Origin of the sequence: Enterobacter quasiroggenkampii (assembly GCF_043972695.1) — a bacterium.
Classification (GTDB): Bacteria; Pseudomonadota; Gammaproteobacteria; order Enterobacterales; family Enterobacteriaceae; genus Enterobacter; species Enterobacter quasiroggenkampii.
Genome location: NZ_CP143745.1, coordinates 199291 through 219920 on the forward strand (window position 1 = coordinate 199291; position 20630 = coordinate 219920).

Consider the following 20630-nt stretch of genomic DNA (forward strand, 5'->3'; position numbering starts at 1 on the left):
CCTGCTGAATCGTTAAGGTAGGCAATAATAGAAAAGAAATCGAGGCAATAATGAGCAAAGTCAGACTCGCTATCATCGGTAACGGTATGGTCGGCCACCGCTTTATTGAGGATCTTCTCGATAAGGCCGATGCTGAGCAGTTCGATATTACCGTGTTCTGTGAAGAACCCCGCAAGGCGTACGATCGTGTGCACTTGTCTTCCTACTTCTCCCATCATACCGCCGAAGAGCTCTCTCTGGTGCGCGAAGGTTTCTACGAGAAGCATGGCGTAAAAGTGCTGGTGGGCGAACGCGCTATCACCATCAACCGTCAGGAAAAAGTGATCCACTCCAGCGCTGGCCGTACGGTTTTTTACGACAAGCTGATCATGGCGACAGGCTCGTACCCGTGGATCCCGCCGATTAAAGGCTCGGAAACACAGGATTGCTTCGTTTACCGTACCATTGAAGATCTCAACGCTATCGAATCCTGTGCGCGTCGCAGCAAACGTGGTGCGGTGGTGGGCGGCGGCCTGCTGGGTCTGGAAGCGGCAGGCGCGCTGAAAAACCTCGGCGTGGAAACCCACGTCATCGAATTTGCCCCGATGCTGATGGCAGAACAGCTCGACCACATGGGTGGTGACCAGCTGCGTCGTAAAATCGAAAGCATGGGCGTGAAGGTTCACACCAGCAAGAACACCAAAGAGATCGTTCAGGAAGGAACTGAAGCGCGCAAAACCATGCGCTTTGCCGACGGCAGCGAGCTGGAGGTGGACTTCATCGTCTTCTCCACCGGTATTCGTCCGCGCGACAAGCTGGCGACCCAGTGCGGTCTGGCCGTCGCGCAGCGCGGCGGGATCATGATTAACGACACCTGCCAGACCTCCGATCCGGATATCTACGCCATCGGCGAATGCGCCAGCTGGAACAACCGCGTATACGGCCTGGTGGCGCCGGGCTACAAAATGGCGCAGGTCGCCGTGGATCATATCCTCGGTAACGAAAACGCCTTCACCGGCGCAGACATGAGCGCCAAGCTGAAGCTGCTGGGCGTGGATGTAGGCGGTATTGGCGATGCGCACGGCCGCACCCCGAATTCCCGCAGCTACGTCTATCTGGACGAAAGCAAAGAGGTCTACAAACGACTCATCGTCAGCCAGGACAACAAAACCCTGCTCGGCGCGGTGCTGGTGGGCGACACCAGCGACTTCGGTAACCTGCTCCAGCTGGTGCTCAACGCCATCGAGCTGCCGGAAAACCCGGACGCGCTGATCCTCCCGGCGCACGCCTCCAGCGGCAAGCCGTCCATCGGCGTGGATAAACTGCCGGACAGCGCGCAGATTTGCTCCTGCTTCGACGTGACCAAAGGCATGCTGATCTCCGCGATCAACAAAGGGTGCCACACCGTTGCGGCGCTGAAAGCGGAAACCAAAGCCGGTACTGGCTGCGGTGGCTGTATTCCGCTGGTCACTCAGGTGCTGAACGCCGAACTGGCGAAACAGGGCATCGAAGTGAACAACAACCTGTGCGAGCACTTCGCGTATTCTCGCCAGGAGCTGTATCACCTGATCCGCGTGGAAGGCATTAAGTCCTTCGACGAACTGCTGGCGAAGCACGGCCAGGGCTACGGCTGTGAAGTGTGTAAACCGACCGTCGGCTCCCTGCTGGCCTCCTGCTGGAACGAGTACGTGCTCAAGCCCGAGCATACGCCGCTGCAGGACACCAACGACAACTTCCTGGCCAACATCCAGAAAGACGGCACCTACTCCGTGATTCCACGCTCGGCGGGTGGTGAAATCACGCCGGAAGGGCTGGTCGCGGTGGGCCGTATCGCACGTGAATTTAACCTCTACACCAAAATTACCGGCTCCCAGCGTATCGGCCTGTTTGGCGCGCAGAAGGACGACCTGCCGGAAATCTGGCGTCAGCTGATTGAAGCGGGCTTCGAAACCGGCCACGCGTACGCCAAAGCGCTGCGCATGGCGAAAACCTGCGTGGGCAGCACCTGGTGTCGCTACGGCGTCGGCGACAGCGTGGGCTTCGGCGTAGAGCTGGAAAACCGCTACAAAGGCATCCGTACCCCGCACAAAATGAAGTTCGGCGTCTCCGGCTGCACCCGCGAATGTGCGGAAGCGCAGGGTAAAGACGTGGGTATTATTGCCACCGAGAAAGGCTGGAACCTGTATGTGTGCGGCAACGGCGGGATGAAACCGCGCCATGCGGACCTGCTGGCGGCGGATCTCGATCGTGACACGCTGATTCAGTATCTCGATCGCTTCATGATGTTCTACATCCGTACCGCCGATAAGCTGACCCGTACCGCCTCCTGGCTCGATAACCTCGAAGGCGGCATCGACTACCTGAAATCGGTCATTATCGACGACAAGCTGGGCCTGAACGAACATCTGGAAGCGGAGATGGCGCGCCTGCGCGAGGCGGTGATCTGCGAGTGGACGGAAACCGTTAACACCCCGGCGGCGCAGACGCGCTTCAAACACTTTATCAACAGCAGCCAGCGCGACCCGAACGTACAGGTTGTACCGGAGCGCGAACAGCATCGTCCGGCGACGCCGTATGAACGTATTCCGGTCACGCTGGTGGAGGAAAACGCATGAGCCAGTGGGTAAACATCTGCAATATTAACGACATTCTCCCCGCCACCGGCGTCTGTGCGCTGCTGGGCAACGAGCAGGTGGCGATTTTCCGCCCTCGCCACGATGAACAGGTTTTTGCCATCAGCAATATCGACCCGTTCTTTGAGGCCAGCGTGCTCTCCCGCGGCCTGATTGCCGAGCACCAGGGTGAACTGTGGGTCGCCAGCCCGTTGAAAAAGCAGCGTTTCCGCTTAACCGACGGACTCTGCATGGAAGATGAAAGCTTCTCGGTCAAACACTACGACGTCCGCGTGAAGGACGGCGAGGTGCAGCTGAAAGCGTAACCCCTCGCCTTTTCAATAGGAAAGGCTTATGACCCCTTATGGGTAACGGCAGGAAAAACCGTATGTTCTGTACGATTCCTGCTGTTATCCTGACGTCAATTCTTCCCCCGCCATGAATGCTGTGAGGTAACGTCGTGGATCACCTGCCGATTTTTTGTCAATTACGCAACCGCGACTGCCTGCTCGTGGGCGGCGGCGACGTGGCCGAGCGCAAAGCGCGCCTGCTGTTAGAGGCTGGCGCCCGCCTGACCGTGAATGCCCTGTCCTTCGCCCCCCAGTTTGAGGTTTGGGCTCAGGAAGGGATGCTCACGCTGGAACAGGGCGCGTTTAATGAATCCCTGCTGGATACCTGCTGGCTGACCATTGCCGCGACGGATGACGATGAAGTGAACCAGCGCGTGAGCGACGCCTGCGAAGCGCGCCGTATCTTCTGCAACGTGGTGGATGCGCCGAAAGAGGCCAGCTTTATCATGCCGTCGATTATCGACCGCTCGCCGCTGATGATTGCGGTCTCGTCCGGGGGACGTTCGCCGGTTCTCGCGCGTCTGCTGCGGGAAAAACTGGAAGCCCTGTTGCCCCAGCATCTTGGCCAGATTGCGCATTATGCCGGGCAGCTGCGTTCACGCGTGAAGCAAACCTTCGCGACCGTGGGCGAGCGCCGTCGCTTCTGGGAAAAATTCTTTGTGAACGACAGGCTGGCGCAGTCGCTGGCGAATCAGGACACCAAAGCCGTTGAAGAAACGACCGAACAGCTGCTGAGCGAACCGCTGGACCATCGCGGCGAAGTGGTGCTGGTGGGCGCAGGCCCCGGTGATGCGGGCTTGCTGACGCTGAAAGGGCTACAGCAGATCCAGCAGGCGGATATCGTGGTGTACGACCGTCTGGTGTCCGATGACATCATGAATCTGGTCCGTCGCGATGCCGACCGCGTCTTCGTGGGCAAACGGGCGGGCTACCACTGCGTGCCGCAGGAAGAGATCAACCAGATCCTGCTGCGCGAGGCGCAGAAAGGTAAACGCGTAGTGCGCCTTAAGGGCGGCGATCCGTTTATCTTTGGGCGCGGCGGCGAGGAGCTGGAAACCCTGTGTGACGCAGGCATTCCGTTCTCTGTCGTGCCCGGCATTACGGCGGCATCCGGCTGTTCAGCGTACTCTGGCATTCCGTTGACCCATCGCGACTACGCCCAGAGCGTGCGTCTGGTGACGGGCCACCTGAAGACCGGCAGCGAGCTGGACTGGCATAACCTGGCCGCCGAAAAGCAGACGCTGGTGTTCTACATGGGGCTCAATCAGGCCGCCACGATTCAGGCGAAGCTGCTGGAGCACGGTATGAATGCGGATATGCCCGTCGCGCTTGTCGAAAACGGCACCGCCATTACGCAGCGCGTGGTGGATGGCGTGCTGACGCAGTTAGGCGAGCTGGCGCAGCAGGTTGAAAGCCCGGCGCTGATTGTGGTGGGCCGCGTGGTTGAACTGCGCGACAGGCTGAACTGGTTCTCGAATCACTAACGCATATTCTTCCTTCCTGGAGTAGTCCTTAAGCGGACTACTCCCCTCTTACGCCTACCGATAACATACCGCCCGCATAGTGGAACTTTTCCATTTATTCCCTCGTATTACATCCATTTTTTAGACAAGGAATGCATATGTTCAAACTGGCAAAAGCCGCCGTTCTGGTTGGCCTGTTATCGACGCTGACGGCCTGCACCGGTCACGTACAGAACACCAAAAATAATTGCAGCTACGATTATCTGCTGCACCCGGCGATCTCCATTTCGAAAATCATCGGTGGTTGCGGCCCGGCAGCGCAGCAGTAAGCGTTTTACAGGCGTAAAAAAACCGGGGTGTCCCGGTTTTTTAGTTTTGGAGAGTGTGTTTTTGTCGGGTGGCGGCTTTGCCTTACCCGACCTACACGATCCTGTAGGCCGGGTAAGCGTTAGCGCCACCCGGCAAGCAGACTCAAGGCTTCGCAACAAACCCAATCGCGTTGTACACCGCTTTCAGGGTTTCGGACGCGCGCGCGCTGGCTTTTTCCGCGCCCTCTTTCATCACTTTCTGCAGGAAAGCTTCGTCGTTACGGTAGCGGTGATAACGCTCCTGCAGCTCGGTCAGCATGCCGGAAACGGCATCTGCCACTTCGCCTTTCAGGTGGCCGTACATCTTGCCTTCGAAGTGTTTTTCCAGCTCAGGGATGCTCTGGCCGGTGACGCCGGAGAGGATATCCAGCAGGTTGGAGACGCCCGCTTTGTTCTGCACGTCGTAGCGCACAACAGGCGGCTCGTCGGAATCGGTCACCGCACGCTTGAGTTTTTTCACCACCGATTTCGGATCTTCCAGCAGGCCGATAACGTTGTTGCGGTTATCGTCAGACTTGGACATCTTCTTGGTCGGCTCCAGCAGCGACATCACGCGCGCGCCGGACTTCGGAATGAAAGGCTCAGGCACTTTAAACACATCGCCGTAGATCGCATTAAAGCGCTGGGCGATATCGCGGCTCAGCTCCAGGTGCTGCTTCTGGTCTTCACCCACCGGGACCTGGTTAGTCTGGTACAGCAGAATGTCTGCCGCCATCAGCACCGGATAGTCAAACAGACCGGCGTTGATGTTTTCAGAGTAGCGCGCGGATTTATCCTTGAACTGCGTCATGCGGCTCAGCTCGCCGAAATAGGTGTAGCAGTTCAGCGCCCAACCCAGCTGCGCGTGCTCCGGCACGTGAGACTGAACGAAGATGGTGCTCTTCTCTGGATCAATACCGCAGGCCAGGTACAGCGCCAGGGTGTCCAGCGTGGCTTTGCGCAGCTTCTCAGGATCCTGACGCGCGGTAATCGCATGGAGATCGACGATGCAGTAAATGCAATGGTAGTCATCCTGCATGCTGACCCACTGACGTAACGCACCCATGTAGTTACCAATGGTCAATTCACCTGAAGGCTGTGCGCCACTAAAAACGATGGGCTTAGTCATTATTCAATTCCTGATGTTCACTGTGCGAAAGCCCGAGTGCGGGCAACAAATCTTTGAAGTGGTCGAAAACGACGTCCGGCTCACTCAGCGTGATGGCTTCACCGTAGTTGTAGCCATAGGTTAACCCCACGGAAGGACACCCGGCCGCGCGGGCAGCCAGAATATCATTGCGTGAATCGCCGACAAAGAGCAGCTCCGCAGGCGTTAAGGATAATTTTCCTGCCACCAGCAGCAGCGGTTCCGGATGAGGCTTTTTGTTTTGCACATCGTCGCCGCCCACAATCACGGAGAAAAACTTCGCGATATCGAGCGCGTCGAGCAGCGGTGCGACAAACGGCGTGGGTTTGTTGGTCACCAGACCCAGCGGGATGCCCTTCGCGTGCAGCGCACTCAGCGTTTCCTGAACGTCCGGGAACAGGAAGCTGCCCTCCTCGACGGTCTCTTCATAGAAACGATCGAACAGTTTGCGCAGAATACGCAGCTGCTCTTCCTGCGGGATGTCCGCGTGATCGACGCTCGGTTTCCCCTGGGCGGAACGCTGTGACGCACGCTCCTGACGCGCCCACGTCAACGCGCGCTCCATCAGAACATCGGCGCCGTTGCCAATCCACGTGACGACACGCTCTTCACCCGCAACGGGGAGTTCAAGTGCATACAGCGCCTGGTCAACGGCGCTCGTTAAGCCCGGCGCGCTGTCAACCAGCGTGCCGTCGAGGTCGAATGCCACACCCCGAATAGCCTGTAATTTATCCATGACTTACCTTCGCCAGCTCGCGGCGCATTTCATCGATGACTTTTTTGTAATCCGGTTGGTCGAAAATGGCTGAACCGGCAACGAACATATCCGCGCCTGCCGCCGCAATTTCACCAATGTTATTCACTTTCACGCCGCCGTCCACTTCCAGACGAATATCGTAGCCTGACTCGTCAATACGACGGCGGACTTCACGCAGCTTATCCAGCGTGTGAGGGATGAATGACTGGCCGCCAAAGCCCGGGTTAACGGACATCAGCAGGATCACGTCCAGCTTGTCCATGACATAGTCGAGATAGCTCAGCGGCGTGGCTGGGTTAAACACCAGACCCGCTTTACAGCCGTTCTCTTTGATCAGCTGCAGCGTGCGATCCACATGTTCAGAGGCTTCCGGATGGAAGGTGATGATGCTGGCACCCGCCGCGGCGAAGTCAGGCACGATGCGATCAACCGGTTTCACCATCAGGTGAACGTCGATCGGGGCGGTAATGCCATAGTTACGCAGCGCCTTGAGCACCATCGGACCGATGGTCAGGTTTGGAACGTAGTGGTTATCCATCACGTCGAAATGGACGACATCCGCGCCAGCCGCCAGTGCGTTGGCAGTGTCTTCACCCAGGCGGGCAAAATCGGCCGACAGAATTGAGGGAGCAATCAAAAACTGTTTCATCCGCTTCTCCTTGAAATGTGTTTACCGGCGGGCAAAACGGCTCAGGGGCGATAAAGAGCCAGGAGTTCGTCCACCTTTTTACGTGTGCCGCCGTTGCTGCTAATGCTACGCCGCACCTTAACCTGAAAATGCTTCGCGGCTTTGTACCATTCGCGCGTATCAGGCGTGTCGTGATTCGAAATTAACACCGGAATTCTTTTGCTGACCAGCTTTTCCGCCATCTCCGCCAGGCGCGCCTGCTCGGCAGGGCTAAAGCTGTTAGTGTGATAGGCGGTGAAGTTCGCCGTCGCAGACAGCGGCGCGTATGGCGGGTCACAGTAAACCACCGAATTTACGCCAGCCAGTTCCATACACTCTTCATAGGAGAGGCAATGGAACTCCGCGTTCTGCGCTTTTTCGGCAAAGTGATACAGCTCGTCCTGTGGGAAATACGGGCGCTTATAGCGGCCAAACGGCACGTTAAATTCCCCACGTAGATTATACCGGCACAGGCCGTTGTAACCATGCCGGTTGAGATAGAGGAACAGCAGGGCTCTGCGGAACGGATCCTGGCTTTGGTTAAACTCCGCGCGGAACTGGTAGTAAACGTCCGGATTATTGTTCTCGGGCGTAAACAGTTTGCGCGCCTCGGCGACATACTCATCGGTACGCAGCTTAACGATGTTATAGAGGCTGATAAGGTCGCTGTTGATATCCGCCAGGATATAACGAGAAAAATCGGTGTTGAGAAACACCGACCCCGCACCCACGAAAGGTTCGATAAGGCACTCGCCTTTAGGCAGGTGCTTTTTAATATCATCGAGCAGGGGGTATTTCCCCCCTGCCCATTTCAGAAAAGCGCGATTTTTTTTCATGCTGACTAACTGATTACACCTTCTCCGGCTGTGGAGAAAGCTCCGACAGCATCCTGCGCTTTAAACATTACTTCAGATCGGCCTGAACCTGATGAATCGGCTTCGCCCATGGGTTCTTCGCCTGAACGTCAGCTGGCAGCGCCGCTACGGCACGTTTTGCTTCATCTTTGGACGAATAAACACCGCTCACCAGCACATACCACGGCTGACCGTTACGGGTCGTCTGATAAACAACGTAGTTTTTCAGATTTGATTTCTTCGCCCAACTGTTGAGGTTGTCATAGTTGGACGAACTGCTCAGCTGCAGCGTGTAGTTGCTGGATGGCGCTGATTTCAGCGATCCAACGTTGCCTGCCGTTTTACCTGCCGCGCTGCTGGAGGCTGTTGCCGTCGCTGCTGGCGCCGCTGTGGCAGCCGGTGCCGTGGTGGTCGCCGTGGCTTTCGGCGCAGTCTGCGTGACGGGCGCTTTAGCAGGCTCGCTCACTGCAGCCGTTTCAGTGTGTTTCGGCTGCGCCGGAACAGCTTTCACTTCAGGCGCTTTCACCACTGCCTGAGGTTTGGTTTCACGCTTAGGCTCAATCACCGCCTGCTTACGTTCAGGACGTGTCGCAGTCTGCGTCTGGCGCGGTTTGGTTTCCGTCGCAGCCGTTTGCGGCTGAGCGTTACCACCGCGAACCGGGGCAACGGTTGCAGGTTCAGTTGGCAGCGTAGAGTTAACCACGACGTTATCAACCTGCTGCTGGTTCTGCGGCTGCGTCAGCGCATTATTCAGGTCTCCCTGAACTTCCACACGCTGCTGACCTTCAGGCGCAGCAGATGCCTGACCCTGAGCAGGGGTTGAAGAAACAGGCGGCAGAGAAACATCCTGCGGCGCTGTGGTGTTCCCTGCGGTCTGCTCAGCAGAAGTGGCACCCGGCGCTGGCTGTGCACCATTCGCCTGGTCGGACGCATCGTTACCGGAAAGGTTGATGCTCTTCTCAGCGGAAGCCGTTTGCTCGGTTGTGTTCGTTGACGGTGCTTTAAGCGCGGAGCCAATGCCGACAATCAGCAGCACAAGCACCAGAACGCCAAGGCCCATCATAATATACTGGCGGGAAGCCGGTTTTGGCGCAGCGGCTTTTTTACGTTTACGCGGGCGACGCTCTACAGGCTGTTCGTCCATTGAATCTTCTTCGGACTCATAATCCTCTTCTGCTCGCTCTTCGTGCGCGTTGCGGCTGCGCGAAGGACGACGATCGTCTGCATCCAGATCAACATCGTCAAAGTTGATCTGCGGCTCGTTATCACGTTCTGAAGATTGACGAGAACGACCAGTACGACGATCGCTGGGATCGGGTTTCAGCTCGTCTTCTGGTTTGAATTCATCCATTTAACACCCCACTCAAAGGCTTATGCCAACGACTTTGCATTTCACCTGAAGCTAAACGACCACCTGCGACAGTGGCCTGACCTTTCTAGTTGTTACGCCTGCTGACAGTCAGCGATAGCGCCAAGAACGACATCGTGCGGCACTCCGCCGCGTACTTCACTCTTCCCTATTGCAAGCGGGAGTACAAGACGCATCTCACCTGCCAATACTTTTTTATCGCGCATCATGTGGGGTAAATACGCTTGCGCCGACATCTCCTGCGGCCCGGTCACCGGCAAACCAGCACGCTCAAGCAGCGCAATGATACGTGCCGTCTCTTCCGGTTTGAACTGTCCGAGACGTTCAGAGGTGCGGGCAGCCATCACCATGCCGGCCGCGACGGCTTCACCGTGCAGCCAGTTGCCGTAGCCCATTTCGGCTTCAATCGCGTGACCAAACGTATGCCCAAGATTCAGTAAAGCACGTAAGCCCGTTTCACGCTCGTCTGCGGCAACAACTTCTGCTTTCAGCTCACAGCAACGACGAATGCAGTATGCCAGTTTAGCCTCATCGAGGCCCAGCAACGCATCCATATTCTCTTCAAGCCAGCTAAAGAACTCACCGTCCAGAATAATGCCGTATTTGATCACTTCCGCCAGACCCGAAGCCAGTTCGCGCTTCGGCAGCGTTTTCAGACAGTCGAGATCCACCACCACCGACGCGGGCTGGTAGAACGCGCCAATCATGTTTTTACCGAGCGGATGGTTCACTGCCGTTTTGCCACCGACAGAGGAGTCGACCTGGGACAGCAACGTGGTTGGAATTTGAATAAAACGGACGCCACGCTGATAGCTTGCGGCCGCAAAGCCGGTCAGATCGCCCACAACACCGCCGCCCAGGGCAAGCAGTGTTGTATCGCGACCATGCGGTTTTTGCAGCAATGCGGTAAAGACGGTATCCAGTACCGTCAGGCTTTTATACTGCTCGCCATCGGGGAGAATCACACTGTCGACTTTTACGCCCGCCTGCTCAAGCAGGTGGCGCACACGGTCGAGATAAAGCGGAGCCAGCGTCTCATTGGTGACCAGCATCGCCTGATCACCCGCTTTCAGTGGTAAAAAGGAAGCTGGGTCGTTAAACAAACCAGCCGCGATGGTGATAGGGTAACTACGTTCCCCGAGAGTAACTGTAATCCTCTCCATGACGCGACATCCACCTTTAATGCTTTTACCCGCAGGCGAGTGTATATAAAGCCAGAATCAGTTGCTTTCCAGCATATGAATAATCTGGTTTGCAACCACTTTAGCGCTCTGGTCGTCAGTACGAATGGTCACATCAGCAATCTCTTCATACAGCGGATTGCGTTCATCGGCCAACGCTTCCAGAACTTCGCGTGGTGGCGTTTCAACCTGCAGCAGCGGGCGCTTTTTATCGCGCTGCGTACGTGCCAGCTGTTTCTCAATGGTCGTCTCAAGATAGACCACTACGCCACGGGCGGAGAGACGGTTGCGGGTTTCGCGAGATTTCACAGAGCCGCCGCCTGTTGCCAGAACGATGCCCTGTTTTTCCGTGAGTTCGTTGATCACTTTTTCTTCTCGGTCACGGAAACCTTCTTCGCCTTCTACGTCGAAAACCCAGCCCACATCAGCTCCGGTTCGTTTCTCAATCTCTTGATCAGAATCGTAAAATTCCATATTGAGTTGTTGAGCTAACTGACGCCCAATAGTGCTTTTGCCGGCACCCATAGGCCCAACCAGAAAGATATTGCGTTTCTCTGCCATTTTATCGGTACTACTAAGACTATTCGTTAATGGTAATCCCCGCTTCGCAGACACCCGGCGTAGCAGGACATGAACTGAAACCTCATATGCAATAGAGCGAGAGTCAGACTAAAAATTATCTCAATACTCCGGCTTGTTTGGCAACTGATTAAATCACCGCGCCGGGCGCATAAGGTAATAAGACGTAAGTCCAACTCAAATCGGTACTCCTTGTATGCTAATTCATGCCCCACGTCAAACATCTGCAACAAACTGAATGCAAAATCATTGCGGGGATCGTTACCCGTCAGCGAATACCGACCAGACGTGGTGTAATAAACACCACTAATTCACGCCGTTCGTTGTCTTTCCCGTCATGACGAAAAAGCGACCCAATCCAGGGGATGCTTCCCAGACCGGGTACGCTGTCACTGCCGGTTTTGTTCTTCTGGGAAAAAATTCCGCCCAACGCCAGCGTTTCTCCACTTTTTACCTCCACCTGGGTTTCTATCTCCTGCTTGTCGATAGCCAGCGTTTCGCCATCGGCCTGCTGCAGAACCTGTCCCGGCATATTTTCGCTGATGTGTAGTTTCAGGCGCACGCGTCCCCCCGGTAAGACCACCGGTGTGACCTCCATTCCGAGTACCGCCTCTTTAAACTCAACGGAGGTGGCGCCGCTTTCCCCGCTTGAGACCTGATACGGAATCTCGCTGCCCTGCTTGATACTGGCCGGTTGCCCGTGCGAGGCCAGCAGCCGCGGGCTGGCGATGATATCGACCTGCTGTTTTTGCTCCAGCGCTGAGAGCTCCAGATCCAGCAGCCGACCATTGATCCTCCCGATATTAAAACCCACGTGGCTGGCGGCGCTGGCGACGGAAAGATCGCTGCCCAGCGTCGTGAGCTGTCCAACCTTGCCCGCGTCGGTCGCGTCGGCGAGATTCCACTTCACCCCCAGCTCACGCAGGCTTTTTTCGTTAATGGTCACAATATGCGCCGCCAGCTCGACCTGCTCGATGGGAATATCCATCTGGGCGGCCCAGCGCTGCAGCGTTTCCACCACCGTCTGGTTATCGCGGATCAGCAGACGGTTGGTACGCGTGTCGACAGACAAACTCCCCTTTGGGCTCAGGAGTTTTTCCGCGGCTTTTTGCAGCTCCCCGGCATCGGCATAGGAAAAGGGAATGCCCTGAGTGACCAGCGGGGCATCAAGCTGTCGACGCGCCTGTTCCTGATCTGAACGCTCCCGCTGCTCACGCTGCCAGGCCGCGGTATGCACATAAAAAATGCCGCCTTCCTCGCGCAAGACGAGTCCGGCACTGGTGACAACCGTCCGTAGCGCCTGCCGCCAGGGGACACGCGTCAGGTTTAGCGAAAGCGTGCCGCTGACATCAGGCGATACCACCAGATTACGATTCTCCTGTGCGACCAGGGCCTGTAACACCTGAACCACAGGAACGTCATCCACCACCAGCGTGACCGGTTTTGGCTCGGCGGCCCACAGGGGATGGCTGAACGCCAGCAGCCACAGCATTATCCGTAAATTCATTTTTGTCCGTTCCTTCTCGTTGCCACGTCCATTTTCCCGGGTCACAGGTGTCACCCACATCAACTGCCAGCTCCGCTGCATTGATGGCTGTTATCCTCCAGCCTGACGGGAAGCGCTCATGCGTTTTCAGCCGGTACCAGCGCTTTTGCCCATCCTGTAAAATGCCGATAGTCTCCTGCCCTTCCACCATGCCGCGAAAGTGCCACTGCGCCAGCTCGCCAATGGCGCAAGGATCGTCCGGGGGACGAAACGGATCGCGCATACCGGTTAATAGCAGCACTGAGCAAACCAGCAAAAATCGCGCGCTATTCCGCATGTTCCAGCTCCAGCCGCAGGCGTAACGCCGAACCTTGTGGCGAAATCGTGAAAGCCGCGATCTGCACATCCTGCTGTGCCAGCCGGGAAAAAAGCTCAGGAATGGCCTGCCACTCCGCATCCAGCGCCAGCTCCCCTCCATTTTGCAGCGGCTTCCAGTGAACCAGCGTCGTCTCATCGCCCTGAAAATCGAGGGGGGAGAACGGCGTCAGCGCCCGTGCTTTTACAGCGTCCGGACGAAACGGCACCTTTCTGACGGCAGGCCATAACGCCGCGTTCGTCCTCACATCTTCAATCAGCTGGCGTTGTTGTTCAGCACACTGCTTGTCTACCGGTCTGAGCAACGACCCCCACGCGACCAGTCCTGCAAGGAGACTCCCCAGGCACCAGCAGAGTACCCGATGCCGGGAACGGCTTTCGCACCAGCGTTCTACCAGGGTATCCACGCGTTACTCCTCGCTTTTGAGATGCAGCGTAAACAGCCAGTGCCCCCGACTATCCTGTCGAAGCTCGCCCGCCGTCCCGGACGTAAAGCCCGCGAGTTGTCCCAGCCTATCGCGCAGGGCAGAAAGGGCCGGCAGGGTGATGGCATAACCGGTCAATATCAGCGCAGGCGGCTGATAGCGCAGCTCTGTCAGCCAGACCTGTGCCGGAATGGCGCTGGAAAGGGAGGACAGCACCGGTTGCCATGCGCGTCGTTGCAGGGTCTGCACGGGCATTTGCGCCTGTGCGGTCAGTCTTTGTCGGGCGACAAGCGCGTGCTGCACGGTCTGCATTCCCGTCAGATCCGTTTGCAGCGCGCGCAGCCTCACGAGATGGTTCATCCGCAGACAGAAAAAGACCACGAACAGCAATAGCACTGTGCCGACACACATTGCGCCCCAGAAACGCAGGCATCGCGTGCGCCGCTGCTGTCGCCAGGGCAGAAAGTTCAGGATGCTCATTCGGGCACCTCGCTCATGGCCAACGCCAGCGCAACGGTATAATCAGCGCCGCATTCCGGCAGCGGAGCATGACAGCGCGCCAGGATTTCCCACGGGTCACGTTGGCGATCAAACAGCGCGATGTCATTTGGCCCCAGAGCCAGCAGCGCCGCCAGTTCGGCCACGTTTTCTGCTTCGGTAGTTAAGCGGCGTCCCCACTGGTGGCGCATTGCCCAGAGCCACTGCCGATCGTCCCGCCAGGCGACGCACTGCGCCGGTGCCAGCGCAGGAAGAAGATTCGTCAGCGCGCTGGCATCCGGGGTAATGGTCACCAGCCGCAAACGCAGCGTTTTCGCCAGCGCCAGAAGGGTGTCGACCTCGTTGTTTTGTGCGGCCGTCACCTGAAAGGTATTGCTGAAAGTATCCTGCGCGTAATCGAAACAGAGCGTATCGGCAGACATCTCCAGCTCGCGGGCGAGCGCGGCGCCAAGCCATGAGAGCTGCTCGCTGTCGCGCAGCGCAACGGTTGGACGGGGAAGCGACCGCTGCAGGGTGCGTGCTGCCGGAAAAGAGAGGAACACCCGATGGGCGTGCGGCAGCGTTTTTCGCCAGTCGCGTAACGCATCAACCAGCTGTTCTGGCTGACAAATTTTGCCGTCACGAATGATGTTTTTGGCCAGCGGGATTGCCCACCAGCGCCGCAGGCGCCAGCCGGACTTCTCCCGGGCCAGCGCCACGATCAGCACCCTATCCTGTTGAATATGAACGCCCGTTTGCCATGTTTTGAAGGCCATGCTTCACGATCTCCTTATCGCCCGTCGCCCTGACGGCTATATCAATGAATCAGGCTTGCCTTTATACTACCGCGCGATTGTTTAGAAACTGCCCAAGTGAAACCAAATGGGAAATCTCCGGTGAAGTTCGTAAAGTATTTATTCATCCTTGCAGTCTGTTGCATTCTGCTGGGAGCAGGCTCGATTTACGGTTTGTACAAATATATTGAGCCACAGCTACCTGATGTCGCCACGCTTCGCGATGTGCGACTCCAGATCCCGATGCAGGTCTATAGCGCCGATGGCGAGCTCATGGCGCAGTATGGCGAGAAGCGTCGTATTCCGTTGACCTTAAACCAAATCCCTCCGGTGATGGTGAAAGCCTTTATCGCCACGGAGGACAGCCGTTTTTACGAGCACCACGGTGTCGATCCGGTAGGGATTTTCCGTGCCGCGAGCATTGCGCTGTTCTCAGGTCACGCCTCTCAGGGGGCGAGCACCATTACGCAGCAGCTGGCGCGTAACTTCTTCCTCAGCCCTGAAAAGACGCTGACCCGTAAGATCAAAGAGGTGTTCCTTGCGATCCGTATTGAGCAGCTGCTGAGCAAAGACGAGATCCTTGAGCTGTACCTCAACAAAATCTACCTGGGCTACCGTGCCTATGGCGTGGGGGCGGCCGCGCAGGTGTACTTCGGTAAGCCTGTTGAGCAACTCACCTTAAGCGAAATGGCCACCATCGCCGGTTTGCCAAAAGCGCCGTCCACGTTTAATCCGCTCTACTCGCTCGACCGCGCCACTGCCCGTCGTAACGTCGTCCTGTCACGTATGCTGAGCGAAGGCTATATCAGCCAGAGCGAGTATGACCAGGCACGCAACGACGTCATTGACGCTAACTACCACGCCCCGGAGATCGCCTTCTCAGCGCCTTACCTGACCGAAATGGTTCGCCAGGAGATGGTGAATCGCTATGGCGACAAGGCCTATGAAGATGGCTATCGCGTGTACACCACCGTCACCCGTAAAGTGCAGCAGGCGGCGCAGGAAGCGGTACGCAACAACGTGATGGACTACGATATGCGTCACGGCTATCGCGGCCCGTCAAACGTGCTCTGGAAGGTGGGCGAAAGCGCGTGGGACAGCAAAAAAATCACCAGTACGCTGAGAGCGCTGCCTACCTACGGTCCGCTCCTTCCTGCGGTGGTGACGCAGGCCGATCCTCAGGAAGCCGTTGCAACGCTCGCGGACGGTACGTCCGTCTCCCTGCGCATGGACGGTATCCGTTGGGCGCGTCCGTACCGTTCGGATACCCTTCAGGGCGCCACGCCGCGTAAAGTGACCGATGCGGTACAGACCGGGCAGCAAATCTGGGTGCGCAAGGTCGGCGAATCCTGGTGGCTGGCGCAGGTGCCGGACGTCAACTCGGCCCTGGTTTCTATCAATCCGCAGAACGGCGCTGTACTGGCCCTGGTCGGCGGGTTCGATTTCAACCAGAGTAAATTTAACCGCGCCACCCAGGCGCTGCGTCAGGTCGGTTCCAATATCAAACCGTTCCTCTACACGGCCGCGATGGATAAGGGGCTGACTCTCGCCAGCATCCTCAACGACGTGCCGATCTCCCGCTGGGATGCGGGTGCGGGTTCCGACTGGCAGCCGAAGAACTCCCCTGCGGAGTATGCCGGCCCGATTCGCCTTCGGCAGGGTCTGGGACAGTCGAAAAACGTGGTGATGGTGCGTGCCATGCGCGCGATGGGCGTCGACTATGCCGCAGAGTATCTGCAGCGCTTCGGTTTCCCGGCGCAGAACATCGTTCGCACCGAGTCGCTGGCGTTAGGCTCAGCCTCCTTTACGCCGCTTCAGGTCGCGCGCGGATACTCGGTGATGGCCAACGGCGGCTTCCTGATTGACCCGTACTTCATCAGCAAGATCGAGAACGATCAGGGCGGCGTGCTGTTCGAGGCGAAGCCGAAAATTGCCTGCCCTGACTGCGATATTCCGGTCATTTATGGCAATACGCCGAAATCCGAGGTGCTTGAGAATAAGGACATGGAAGACCCTGCCGTGTCGCAGGAGCAGCAGAACGGCGTGGTGCCGCAGCCGCAGCTCGAGCAGGCGAACCAGGCGCTGGTCGCGCAGACCGGCGCGCAGGAGTACGCCCCGCATGTGATCAACACGCCGCTGTCGTTCCTGATCAAGAGCGCGCTGAACACCAATATCTTCGGTGAGCCAGGCTGGCAGGGTACCGGCTGGCGCGCAGGGCGCGATCTGCAGCGCCATGATATCGGCGGTAAAACGGGGACAACCAACAGCTCGAAAGACGCGTGGTTCTCCGGTTACGGTCCCGGCGTGGTGACCTCGGTCTGGATCGGCTTCGACGATCACCGCCGCGATTTAGGGCGTACCACGGCATCCGGCGCGATTAAAGATCAGATTTCCGGCTACGAAGGCGGCGCGAAGAGCGCGCAACCGGCCTGGGACGCCTACATGAAGTCCGTTCTTGAAGGCGTTCCGGAGCAGCCGCTGACGCCACCGCCGGGCGTGGTGACGGTCAATATCGACCGCAGCACGGGCCAGCTCGCCAACGGCGGTAACAGTCGCGAAGAGTATTTCATTGAGGGCACCCAGCCAACCACACAGGCGGTGCACGAGGTGGGTACAGAGATTATCGATAACGGCGAAACGCACGAGCTGTTCTAAAAATAAAAATGCCCGGTAAAAACCGGGCAAAGCATCGTAGGCCGGGTAAGGCGAAGCCGCCACCCGGCTTTTTTTATGGCCTACAGTCGCCCCTGCCCCTTCAACCACTCCCGTACCAGGAACAGCGCGCTCACGTTGCGAGCCTCATTAAAGTCAGGGTCTTCCAGCAGATCCATCAGGTGCGCCAGCGGCCAGCGAACCTGCGGCAGCGGCTCCGGCTCATCCCCTTCCAGCGATTCAGGATAGAGATCTTCCGCCACCACGATATTCATTTTGCTGGAAAAATAGGACGGCGCCATGCTCAGTTTTTTCAGGAATGAAAGCTCATTCGCCCCGAAGCCCACCTCTTCTTTCAGCTCGCGGTTGGCCGCTTCAAAGACGGTTTCACCCGGGTCAATAAGCCCTTTCGAGAACCCAAGCTCGTAAGATTCCGTTCCCACCGCGTATTCGCGGATCAAAATCAGATGATCGTCGACAATCGGCACAATCATCACCGCTTCGCGCGACGAGGGGCGCATACGTTCATAAACGCGACGCACACCGTTGCTGAACTCCAGATCCACACTTTCGACATTAAACAGGCGCGATTTGGCGACAGTTTCAACATTCAGAATGGTGGGTTTTTGTAGTGGTTTGCTCATCTTGATGGGTCTTAGCAGTGAGAACTGGGGTTATTGTGCGATACGCCGCACGGTTTCGGCAATGTCAATTGTTCTTTATTTACATTTATGCAACTTATTTGGGATCAATCCTCAATTCAAAACAAATGTCAAGAGGTTGAAATGTTTCCAGGAATTTGCTGATATCGCGCCATAACAGGCTTTGCTATCATCACCGGTCACTGGGATGCGCTTCAGAATGCTCAAGTTCGACTCCATACTTGCCGATAGCCAACCACAGACACTCATTCAATGTAAAGGTGCTACTGACTACACCTGTAAGAAGATAAGTAAGATGGGGAAAGCATGAGCACCATTTTGATTGTTCTCGCTGCTATGCTGGCCGGCGCATTGGTTGCAGGGTGGTTGTACAGGCGTCGCGTACAGCGACGTTATCGTCTGCCCTTTTTAAATGCATTTGCGGGCGCGACCACGCGTAAACTCACGCAAGAAGAGCGCGATGCAGTTGAAAACTATCTCGAAATCCTGAACCGTTCTCAGCTCACGCCTGGGCCAACGGGAGCCACCACTGCGCCCGTCGCGCTAAAGCTTAATGCGCAAAGTGACACCGTGCTCTGCGTGACGCGTTCCATCACGCGCTACGGCATTACTACTGATGACCCCAACAAATGGCGCTATTACCTGGATTCCGTCGAAGTGCATCTGCCTCCGTCATGGGAGCAATACATTAATGACGAAAACAGCGTTGAGCTGATTCACACCGATTCGTTGCCTCTGGTTATCTCGCTTAACGGCCACACGCTGAATGAATATCTTCAGGAAGCCCCGCGTTTTGCGCTGGAACGCGCCAGTTCAACGCAGGCCTCCATTCGTGGCGAAGAGACAGAGCAGATTGAACTGCTGAACATTCGCCAGGAAACCCATGAAGAGTACGCCCTGAGCCGACCGGACGGTATTCGTGAAGCTCTGCTGATCGTCGCCGCTTTCCTGCTCTTTTTTATCTGCCTGCTGACGCCGGATGTGTTTGTCCCCTGGCTGGCGGGCGGTGCGGTGCTGCTGCTGGCGGGCGGACTTTGGGGGCTCTTTGCTCCACCGGCCAAAACCTCGTTGCGCGAGATCCACTGCCTGCGCGGTACGCCAAAGCGCTGGGGTCTGTTCGGTGAAAACGATCAGGAACACCTCAACAATATCTCGCTCGGAATTATTGACCTGATCTACCCGCGCCACTGGCAACCGTGGATTGCGCAGGATCTGGGCCAGAAAACCGATATTGATATCTACCTTGACCGCCACGTTGTGCGTCAGGGGCGCTTCTTATCCCTGCATGATGAAGTGAAAAATTTCCCGCTTCAGCACTGGCTTCGCAGCACGGTCATTGCCGGAGGCGCGGCGCTGGTCTTAGTCATGCTGCTGCTTTTCGTGCCGCTGGATATGCCCATCAAATTCACCCTGTCGTGGATCAAAGGGGCGCAAACCATTGAAGCGACCAGCGTCAACAAGCTGGATGAAGCCGGTGTCCGCGTGGGGGACACGCTGCGCCTGAAGGGAACCGGGATGTGTAATATTCACACGCCGGGGGCGTGGAACACGCGCCAGAACTCACCGTTCATGCCGTTTGATTGCTCGCAAATTATCTGGAACGACGCACCGCCGCTGCCGCTGCCGGAATCCGAAGTGGTGAATAAAGCCACGGCCCTTACCCAGACGGTTAACCGCCAGCTGCATCCGAAACCGGACGATGATTCGCGCGTCAGCCCCGCGCTGCGCTCGGCCATTCAAAAATCAGGCATGGTTCTGCTGGATGATTTTGGTGACATTGTTCTGAAAACGCAGGATCTCTGTTCTTCGCAGGATGAGTGCATACGTCTTAAAAATGCCCTGGTAAACCTGGGGAACAGTAAAGACTGGGACTCGCTGGTGAAACGCGCCGAAGCGGGACGGCTGGATGGCGTCAACGTGCTGCTGCGTCCGGTGAGCGCTGAATCGCTGGATAACCTGGTCGCCACTTCCACGTCGCCGTTCATGATGCGCGAGACCACCCGAGCGGCTCAGGCGCTGAACAGCCCGGCACCGGGCGGGTTTGTGATTGTCAGCGATGAGGGCAGCGACCTGGTCGATCAGCCTTACCCGCAGGTTGCGCTTTACGACTACCCGGCGCAGGAGCAGTGGAGTCAATTCCAGCGCCTGGCGCAGATGCTGATGCAAACGCCGTTCAGTGCCGAAGGGATCGTCACAAGCCTCTACACCGACGCCAACGGCACTCGCCATATCGGCCTGCACCGGATGCCGGATAGCGCAGGGCTGTGGCGTTACATCGGCACCTCTCTGCTGATGACCGCAATGCTAATCGCCATTTTCTGGAACGGCTTTATGGCACTGCGCCGCTACCAGCGCTCGCGCACCCGGCTTGCCGAGATCCAGCAATATTACGAAAACTGCCTCAATCCTAAGCTGATCCCCTCCTCTGAGAGCCTGATCTGATAACGTCGTTGC

At 57.2% G+C, this 20630-nt stretch carries 19 protein-coding genes; 6 read left to right on the top strand and 13 right to left on the bottom strand.

What is annotated here, in order from left to right; genetic code table 11:
• Nucleotides 1–50: 50 nt before the first annotated feature.
• From nirB to V1572_RS01105, 4 genes are all read left to right on the top strand, one after another.
• The gene (gene nirB, locus V1572_RS01090; protein WP_229226605.1) at nt 51–2594 is read left to right on the top strand and encodes a nitrite reductase large subunit NirB; all 2544 of its coding nucleotides are present in this window, start codon (nt 51–53) and stop codon (nt 2592–2594) included.
• On the top strand, nt 2591–2917 hold the full coding sequence (nirD, locus tag V1572_RS01095) for a nitrite reductase small subunit NirD (protein ID WP_008503027.1): 327 nt from the start codon (nt 2591–2593) through the stop codon (nt 2915–2917). The genes nirB and nirD overlap by 4 nt, the downstream gene beginning before the upstream one ends.
• A 134-nt stretch (nt 2918–3051) precedes the next feature.
• Nucleotides 3052–4425, top strand: coding sequence for a siroheme synthase CysG (cysG, locus tag V1572_RS01100; protein WP_008503028.1), 1374 nt, complete (start codon nt 3052–3054; stop codon nt 4423–4425).
• A gap of 137 nt (nt 4426–4562) precedes the next feature.
• A complete protein-coding gene (locus V1572_RS01105; RefSeq protein WP_008503029.1) occupies nt 4563–4733 on the top strand; it encodes a YhfL family protein in 171 nt (56 codons plus the stop codon).
• Between the two features lie 142 nt (nt 4734–4875).
• Here V1572_RS01105 and trpS read toward each other — a convergent pair whose 3' ends face one another.
• The 12 genes from trpS to pilM all read right to left on the bottom strand — a co-directional run bounded on the left by trpS (nt 4876) and on the right by pilM (nt 14844).
• On the bottom strand, nt 4876–5880 hold the full coding sequence (trpS, locus tag V1572_RS01110; protein WP_045909329.1) for a tryptophan--tRNA ligase: 1005 nt from the start codon (nt 5878–5880) through the stop codon (nt 4876–4878).
• Nucleotides 5873–6634 (bottom strand): phosphoglycolate phosphatase, encoded by a 762-nt coding sequence (gene gph, locus V1572_RS01115; RefSeq protein WP_045909330.1) that lies wholly within the window; start codon nt 6632–6634, stop codon nt 5873–5875. The genes trpS and gph overlap by 8 nt, the downstream gene beginning before the upstream one ends.
• Entirely contained in the window at nt 6627–7304 is a 678-nt protein-coding gene (gene rpe / locus V1572_RS01120) for a ribulose-phosphate 3-epimerase (RefSeq protein WP_008503032.1), read from the bottom strand. Before rpe ends, gph begins: the two co-directional genes overlap by 8 nt.
• Nucleotides 7305–7345: 41 nt before the next feature.
• Complete coding sequence (gene dam / locus V1572_RS01125; protein WP_045909331.1) at nt 7346–8158, bottom strand: adenine-specific DNA-methyltransferase; 813 nt, start codon at nt 8156–8158, stop codon at nt 7346–7348.
• 67 nt (nt 8159–8225) lie between these two features.
• A complete protein-coding gene (gene damX / locus V1572_RS01130) occupies nt 8226–9527 on the bottom strand; it encodes a cell division protein DamX (RefSeq protein WP_395299636.1) in 1302 nt (433 codons plus the stop codon).
• A gap of 92 nt (nt 9528–9619) precedes the next feature.
• Nucleotides 9620–10708: a 3-dehydroquinate synthase gene (gene aroB / locus V1572_RS01135; protein WP_024907920.1), complete on the bottom strand. Its 1089-nt coding sequence runs from the start codon at nt 10706–10708 to the stop codon at nt 9620–9622.
• Between the two features lie 57 nt (nt 10709–10765).
• Complete coding sequence (gene aroK / locus V1572_RS01140; protein WP_003861630.1) at nt 10766–11287, bottom strand: shikimate kinase AroK; 522 nt, start codon at nt 11285–11287, stop codon at nt 10766–10768.
• A 286-nt stretch (nt 11288–11573) separates the two neighbouring features.
• Entirely contained in the window at nt 11574–12812 is a 1239-nt protein-coding gene (gene hofQ, locus V1572_RS01145) for a DNA uptake porin HofQ (protein ID WP_395299637.1), read from the bottom strand.
• A complete protein-coding gene (locus V1572_RS01150; protein ID WP_048226373.1) occupies nt 12724–13128 on the bottom strand; it encodes a HofP DNA utilization family protein in 405 nt (134 codons plus the stop codon). The genes hofQ and V1572_RS01150 overlap by 89 nt, the downstream gene beginning before the upstream one ends.
• On the bottom strand, nt 13118–13573 hold the full coding sequence (locus V1572_RS01155) for a HofO (RefSeq protein ID WP_395299638.1): 456 nt from the start codon (nt 13571–13573) through the stop codon (nt 13118–13120). The genes V1572_RS01150 and V1572_RS01155 overlap by 11 nt, the downstream gene beginning before the upstream one ends.
• A 3-nt stretch (nt 13574–13576) precedes the next feature.
• Complete coding sequence (locus V1572_RS01160; RefSeq protein WP_395299639.1) at nt 13577–14071, bottom strand: PilN domain-containing protein; 495 nt, start codon at nt 14069–14071, stop codon at nt 13577–13579.
• Nucleotides 14068–14844 carry a pilus assembly protein PilM gene (gene pilM, locus V1572_RS01165; RefSeq protein ID WP_395299640.1) on the bottom strand — a complete coding sequence of 259 codons (777 nt, stop codon included), beginning with the start codon at nt 14842–14844 and terminating at the stop codon, nt 14068–14070. The genes V1572_RS01160 and pilM overlap by 4 nt, the downstream gene beginning before the upstream one ends.
• A 120-nt stretch (nt 14845–14964) precedes the next feature.
• Between pilM and mrcA the strand changes: the two genes are divergently transcribed.
• A complete protein-coding gene (gene mrcA / locus V1572_RS01170; protein WP_045909338.1) occupies nt 14965–17517 on the top strand; it encodes a peptidoglycan glycosyltransferase/peptidoglycan DD-transpeptidase MrcA in 2553 nt (850 codons plus the stop codon).
• Between the two features lie 80 nt (nt 17518–17597).
• Here the strand turns inward: mrcA and nudE are convergent, their stop codons facing one another.
• Nucleotides 17598–18158 (bottom strand): ADP compounds hydrolase NudE, encoded by a 561-nt coding sequence (gene nudE, locus V1572_RS01175; RefSeq protein WP_008503041.1) that lies wholly within the window; start codon nt 18156–18158, stop codon nt 17598–17600.
• A gap of 324 nt (nt 18159–18482) precedes the next feature.
• Here nudE and V1572_RS01180 point away from each other — a divergent pair, with 324 nt between their 5' ends.
• Complete coding sequence (locus V1572_RS01180) at nt 18483–20618, top strand: intracellular growth attenuator family protein (protein ID WP_045909339.1); 2136 nt, start codon at nt 18483–18485, stop codon at nt 20616–20618.
• The last annotated feature ends 12 nt before the right edge of the window (nt 20619–20630 follow it).

Excerpts from the sequence above, each read along its gene's own strand:
- nirB (WP_229226605.1), top strand. The coding sequence starts at position 51 with ATGAGCAAAGTCAGACTCGCTATCATCGGTAACGGTATGGTCGGCCAC.
- nirD (WP_008503027.1), top strand. The coding sequence starts at position 2,591 with ATGAGCCAGTGGGTAAACATCTGCAATATTAACGACATTCTCCCCGCC.
- V1572_RS01105 (WP_008503029.1), top strand. The coding sequence starts at position 4,563 with ATGTTCAAACTGGCAAAAGCCGCCGTTCTGGTTGGCCTGTTATCGACG.
- trpS (WP_045909329.1), bottom strand. The coding sequence starts at position 5,880 with ATGACTAAGCCCATCGTTTTTAGTGGCGCACAGCCTTCAGGTGAATTG.
- gph (WP_045909330.1), bottom strand. The coding sequence starts at position 6,634 with ATGGATAAATTACAGGCTATTCGGGGTGTGGCATTCGACCTCGACGGC.
- rpe (WP_008503032.1), bottom strand. The coding sequence starts at position 7,304 with ATGAAACAGTTTTTGATTGCTCCCTCAATTCTGTCGGCCGATTTTGCC.
- dam (WP_045909331.1), bottom strand. The coding sequence starts at position 8,158 with ATGAAAAAAAATCGCGCTTTTCTGAAATGGGCAGGGGGGAAATACCCC.
- damX (WP_395299636.1), bottom strand. The coding sequence starts at position 9,527 with ATGGATGAATTCAAACCAGAAGACGAGCTGAAACCCGATCCCAGCGAT.
- aroB (WP_024907920.1), bottom strand. The coding sequence starts at position 10,708 with ATGGAGAGGATTACAGTTACTCTCGGGGAACGTAGTTACCCTATCACC.
- aroK (WP_003861630.1), bottom strand. The coding sequence starts at position 11,287 with ATGGCAGAGAAACGCAATATCTTTCTGGTTGGGCCTATGGGTGCCGGC.
- hofQ (WP_395299637.1), bottom strand. The coding sequence starts at position 12,812 with ATGAATTTACGGATAATGCTGTGGCTGCTGGCGTTCAGCCATCCCCTG.
- V1572_RS01150 (WP_048226373.1), bottom strand. The coding sequence starts at position 13,128 with ATGCGGAATAGCGCGCGATTTTTGCTGGTTTGCTCAGTGCTGCTATTA.
- V1572_RS01160 (WP_395299639.1), bottom strand. The coding sequence starts at position 14,071 with ATGAGCATCCTGAACTTTCTGCCCTGGCGACAGCAGCGGCGCACGCGA.
- pilM (WP_395299640.1), bottom strand. The coding sequence starts at position 14,844 with ATGGCCTTCAAAACATGGCAAACGGGCGTTCATATTCAACAGGATAGG.
- nudE (WP_008503041.1), bottom strand. The coding sequence starts at position 18,158 with ATGAGCAAACCACTACAAAAACCCACCATTCTGAATGTTGAAACTGTC.
- V1572_RS01180 (WP_045909339.1), top strand. The coding sequence starts at position 18,483 with ATGAGCACCATTTTGATTGTTCTCGCTGCTATGCTGGCCGGCGCATTG.